Annotated in this window: 1 protein-coding gene; it reads right to left on the bottom strand. The window is 67.8% G+C overall.

What is annotated here, in order from left to right:
* Positions 1–44: 44 nt before the first annotated feature.
* Positions 45–245: hypothetical protein (locus ACR9ZK_RS23015; protein ID WP_481344233.1), on the bottom strand; the 201-nt coding region annotated here is incomplete at its 5' end.

Genomic DNA, 245 nt, shown 5'->3' with positions numbered 1-245 from the left:
CCCCCCCCCCCCCCCCCCCCCCCCCCCCCCCCCCCCCCCCCCCTTCAAAGAAAAAGACGACACACTAGATGTAGCTCCGTCTCGTGGGCTCGGAGATGTGTATAAGAGACAGCCTCCCACACGGCACCCCGGAACCGGTCCGCCAGGTAGTGGACCTCGTCCATGACGACCCAGCCCAGCCCACGCAGCGTCGCGGACCCGGCGTACATCATGTTGCGCAGCACCTCGGTGGTCATGACCACGAC

It is taken from the genome of Monashia sp. HAY1-5C (assembly GCF_056755255.1).
The sequence above is the reverse complement of the archived record's forward strand: the minus strand, read 5'-3'. Positions and strand labels throughout refer to the sequence as shown.